Origin of the sequence: Erythrobacter sp. (genome assembly GCF_023653175.1) — a bacterium.
In the GTDB taxonomy this organism is placed as follows: Bacteria; Pseudomonadota; Alphaproteobacteria; order Sphingomonadales; family Sphingomonadaceae; genus Erythrobacter.
This window is the reverse complement of sequence record NZ_JAMNXL010000242.1, coordinates 1-4,463: the sequence shown is the minus strand read 5'-3', so window position 1 is coordinate 4,463 and position 4,463 is coordinate 1. Positions and strand designations below refer to the sequence as shown.

Sequence of the window (4,463 nt, the reverse complement as noted above, 5' to 3'; positions counted from 1 at the left end):
CGTACCGCCCGAGATGACGATGTTCATCCGGCACGCGCCCGCGATCTTCAAGGCGGTGCACATCTTGTCCGACATCGAACCGAAATCGCGCAGCATGTCGAGCGTGATCGGCTTTTCGGAGAACTTACGAATCGAGATCGCGGTGCCGCGCAGGGACAGCGGCGGGACGATCACGTTCACACGGGAACCGTCCTTGAGGCGGGCGTCCGCCAGCGGCGTGGTCTGGTCGACGCGGCGGCCGACCTGGTTGACGATGCGCTGGGCGATCTGGAACAGGTGCTGCTCGTCGCGGAAGCGGATCGGGGCGAGCTGGAGCTTACCCTTCTTTTCGATGTAGGTCTGGTCCGGGCCGTTGACCATGATATCGGACACGTCGGGGTCGTTCAGCAGTTCTTCGAGCGGGCCGAAGCCGAGCAATTCGTCGATCAGCACCTTTTCCAGCGCGAACTGTTCGCGCCGGTTGAGCGTGACCTTCAGCTCGGCCAGCACTTCCATGATGATCGGGCGGAATTCCTCGGAGAGCTCCTCCTTGGAAAGCGTCGCCGCCGCTTCGGGGTCGACACGCTCGAGCAGGCGCGGGAGCACCTGTTCCTTGATCTTGTGGACGCTCGCTTCAAAGCCGCCGACTTCGGAATTGGCCTCGTTGACCGCGGCCATGCGCTCGTTGAGACGGTCGATCGCCTCGGAGGTCGATTGCGGCTTGCTGAGCGAGGGCGAGGGGGTCGGCGAAGGACGCGGCGCGGGGGTCTCGCCCGGGATCGGCGGGAACTGTTCGCCGCCGCGCGGGGCAGCGCCCGCTCCCTTCATCGGGCGTGCGACGCCGAAAGCGGGCCGCGAGCCCGGCTTCATCCCGCCTGCATTGCCCTTCTTGCCGAATGCGCTCATTCCCAGCCCCCAAGGGTCTCAATCAAATCGCGTCCACCTCGCCCTGAACAGGAGAAGGCAACGTCACGAGAAATGGTGAATAGGAGGGAATGGTTGTTTTTTTCCTAAGCATGTCTGACGCCCGTGATCCTTGGGCTTGCCGTTAAGGATCGTGAGGCTAGAGCAGGGCCAATTCGAACAGGGAAAGAGCGACAAGACATGTGCGGCATCATCGGGATCGTCGGCCAGGGCAGCGTTGCCGACCGTTTGGTCGACGGGCTCAAGCGCATGGAATATCGCGGCTATGACAGCGCCGGGATCTGCACGCTGCATGATGGCGCGCTGGTGCGGCGGCGGGCGGAAGGACGGCTCGCCAACCTCGTGACGGTGCTTGGCCAGGATCCCGCGCCGGGCCATGTCGGCATCGCTCACACCCGCTGGGCGACTCACGGCGCGCCGACCGCCGCCAACGCCCACCCGCATGCGACCGGCGAGGTGGCGATCGTCCACAACGGGATCATCGAGAACTTCAAGGAACTGCGCGGCGAACTTGCCGCCAAGGGCCGGGCCTTCGAGAGCGAGACCGACAGCGAGGTGGTCGCGCATCTGATTTCGGCCGAGGTCGAGGCCGGGGCCGATCCGGTGGCGGCGGTGCGTGCCGTGCTGCCGCGCCTGCGCGGCGCCTTCGCGCTCGCCATCGCCTTCCGCCAGCACCCCGACTTGCTCATCGGCGCACGCCTCGGCTCGCCGCTGGTGGTCGGCTACGGCCCGGAAGGGCAGGATGCGGAGATGTATCTCGGCTCCGACGCGCTGGCGCTCGCGCCGCTCACCCAGCGCATCGCCTATCTCGAAGAGGGCGACTGGGTGGTGATCCGGCGGGACAGCGCCGAGGTCTTCGATGCCGAGGGTAATCCGGCGACGCGCGAGATCCGCTTCTCCGGCGCCTCGGCGGCGGCAGTGGAGAAGGGCAATTACCGCCACTTCATGCAGAAGGAGATCTTCGAGCAGCCCACCGTGGTGGCACAGACGCTCTCCTCCTACCTGCGCCGTTCGGACAATTCGGTCGCGCTGCCGCAGATCGATTTCGACCTGTCGGCGATCCGCCGCCTGACCATCGTCGCCTGCGGCACCTCCTTTTATGCAGGGATGGTGGCGAAATACTGGTTCGAACAATTCGCCCGCGTGCCGGTCGACATCGATGTGGCGTCCGAGTTCCGGTATCGCGAGCCGGTGCTGGAGGAAGGTGGCCTTGCGCTGTTCATCTCGCAGAGCGGCGAGACGGCCGATACGCTGGCGGCGCTGCGGCACTGCAAGGCGAACGGGCAGACCATCGGCGTGGTCGTCAACGTGCCGACCAGCACCATGGCGCGCGAAGCCGACCTGCTGCTCCCCACCCATGCGGGGCCCGAGATCGGTGTCGCATCGACCAAGGCCTTCACCTGCCAGCTCGCCGTGCTCGCCGCGCTGGCCGCGCACATGGCGGTGAAGAAAGGCCGCCTGAACCGCGAACAGGAGGCCGAGATCGTGCGCCACCTGCTCGAGGCGCCGGCTGCCCTGAACGCGGCGCTCGCGCATGACGAGGATATCGCCGCGATGGCGCACCTCATCGCGCCGGCGCGCGATGTGCTCTATCTGGGACGCGGTCAGGACTACCCGCTGGCACTGGAAGGCGCGCTCAAGCTCAAGGAAATCAGCTACATCCACGCCGAGGGCTATGCCGCGGGCGAGATGAAGCACGGGCCGATCGCGCTGATCGACGACGCCGTGCCGGTGGTGGTTATCGCCCCCTCCGGCCCATTGTTCGAAAAGACCGTCTCCAACATGGAGGAAGTGCGCGCCCGAGGAGGCCAGGTGGTGCTGATCTCGGACGCGCAGGGGATCGCCGCGGCGGGCGAGGGCTGCATTGCCACGATCGAGATGCCGGTGGTCCACCCGCTTATCGTGCCGCTGGTCTATGCCGTACCGGTGCAGCTGCTCGCCTACCATGTCGCCGTGGTGAAGGGCACCGACGTCGACCAGCCGCGCAACCTCGCCAAGTCGGTGACGGTCGAATAGGCGGGCGGCGACGCTTAACCATCTCCGCAAGCCTCAATCCCTCGGAGCTTTACCGCGCACTAACCATTCGCGGTTAATGTGTCCCCCGTGGGCAAGGAAGTCACCTCACCGCAACCGGCTCTGCCTGCCGAGTTGCCGCTGTCCGACGTGCTCGGATTGACGCGGAACCCTGCGTTCGATGCGACGCGCCTGCGGGGCGAGGATGTGGCCGGGCTGACCCGGGCGAGCCGAAACCGGATGATCGCCAACGCGATGATCGCCGCCTTCGTCGCCAGCATCTTCGCCCCGCTGATCGGCTTCATGGTGGTGCTGCTCTGGATGGCGGTGCTCGCGGCGATCCTATTGCGCACCCGCCAGACCGACATGCTGCTGGTCGATACCGCCGCGCGGGTCAGCGCGGCAAGTCTCGAGCGCGCCCAGAACATCAACGCGCTGGCAGGCGCGGCCTGCTGGGTGGCGGCGACGCTGCTGTTCCCGTGGCTTGCGGACGGCGTGCAGGCGACCGCCATGCTGCTGACCATCCTGGCCCTGATGAGCGCCTCGACCTTCGTCTATTCGACCTCGCCGCTCAGCGTGCTCATCTACATCGCGGTGCTCGGCGCGGGCACGATCGTCAGCCAAGCGCTGGTGGGGGAATGGCACGCGATGGGCGGGGCGATCCTGTTCACCATTGCCAACCTCGTCGCCACGATCGAGATCCGCACCACCTTCGTCAAGTCGCGGCTTGCCGAGGCGGCTGTGGTCGAGAAGGAAGCGGTTGTCTCGCTGCTGCTGCGCGAGTTCGAGGAGAACGAGGCCGACTGGCTGTGGGAAGTCGATCCCGCCCGGCGCCTGCGTTCGGTCTCCCCGCGCTTCGCCTTCGCGCTCGGCAGCCCGCAGGCCGAGGTCGAGGGCAAGCCGCTGCTCGAGCTGATCGCGGGCACCCGCTGGTCGAGCGGCCAGTTCCCCCCGAGCCTCCACGATCTGGCCGAAAGGCTCAAGAATCGCGAGAACTTCTCGAACATGCTGGTGCAGGTCTCGATCCTGGGCGAGGAGCGCTGGTGGGAGCTTTCGGGCACGCCCATGCGCGACGAACAGGGGCGGTTCTGCGGCTTCCGCGGGGTCGGCTCGGACGTCACCGAACAGCGCAAGTCCTCTGAGAAGATCGCCTATCTCGCCCGCTACGACACGCTCACCCAGCTGCCCAACCGCCTGCAGCTGACCGAGGCGCTGGGCGAGGCGCTGCGCTATGCCGTCCAGTGGCGCACCCGCTGCGCGCTGCTGATGGTCGACCTCGACCGTTTCAAGGCGGTCAATGATTCGCTCGGCCACATGACCGGCGACAAGCTGCTCGCGCAGGTTTCGGCGCGGCTGCAATCGCTGATGGGCGAGAACCAGCTGTGCGGCCGGTTGGGCGGCGACGAATTCGCGATCGTGATCCGCGATGCAAGCGCGCCCAAGGTGATCTCCGACCTCGCCCGGCGGGTGATCGACCGCCTCTCGGAGCCCTATCAGGTCGATCACCACACGCTTTATGTCGGCGCCAGCGTCGGTTCGGCCGAAGG

3 protein-coding genes are annotated in these 4,463 nt (G+C 66.6%); 2 read left to right on the top strand and 1 reads right to left on the bottom strand.

Annotated elements, in window-relative coordinates:
* On the bottom strand, positions 1-885 hold an 885-nt coding region (locus NBV68_RS18095; RefSeq protein WP_296312637.1), incomplete at its 3' end, for an ATPase, T2SS/T4P/T4SS family.
* Positions 886-1,083: 198 nt separating this feature from the next.
* Here NBV68_RS18095 and glmS point away from each other — a divergent pair.
* Positions 1,084-2,919 carry a glutamine--fructose-6-phosphate transaminase (isomerizing) gene (glmS, locus tag NBV68_RS18090; RefSeq protein ID WP_296312634.1) on the top strand — a complete coding sequence of 612 codons (1,836 nt, stop codon included), beginning with the start codon at positions 1,084-1,086 and terminating at the stop codon, positions 2,917-2,919.
* Between the two features lie 87 nt (positions 2,920-3,006).
* Positions 3,007-4,463: GGDEF domain-containing protein (locus NBV68_RS18085; protein ID WP_296312631.1), on the top strand; the 1,457-nt coding region annotated here is incomplete at its 3' end.

Coding starts and splice junctions, on each gene's coding strand:
- glmS (WP_296312634.1), top strand. CDS start 1,084: ATGTGCGGCATCATCGGGATCGTCGGCCAGGGCAGCGTTGCCGACCGT.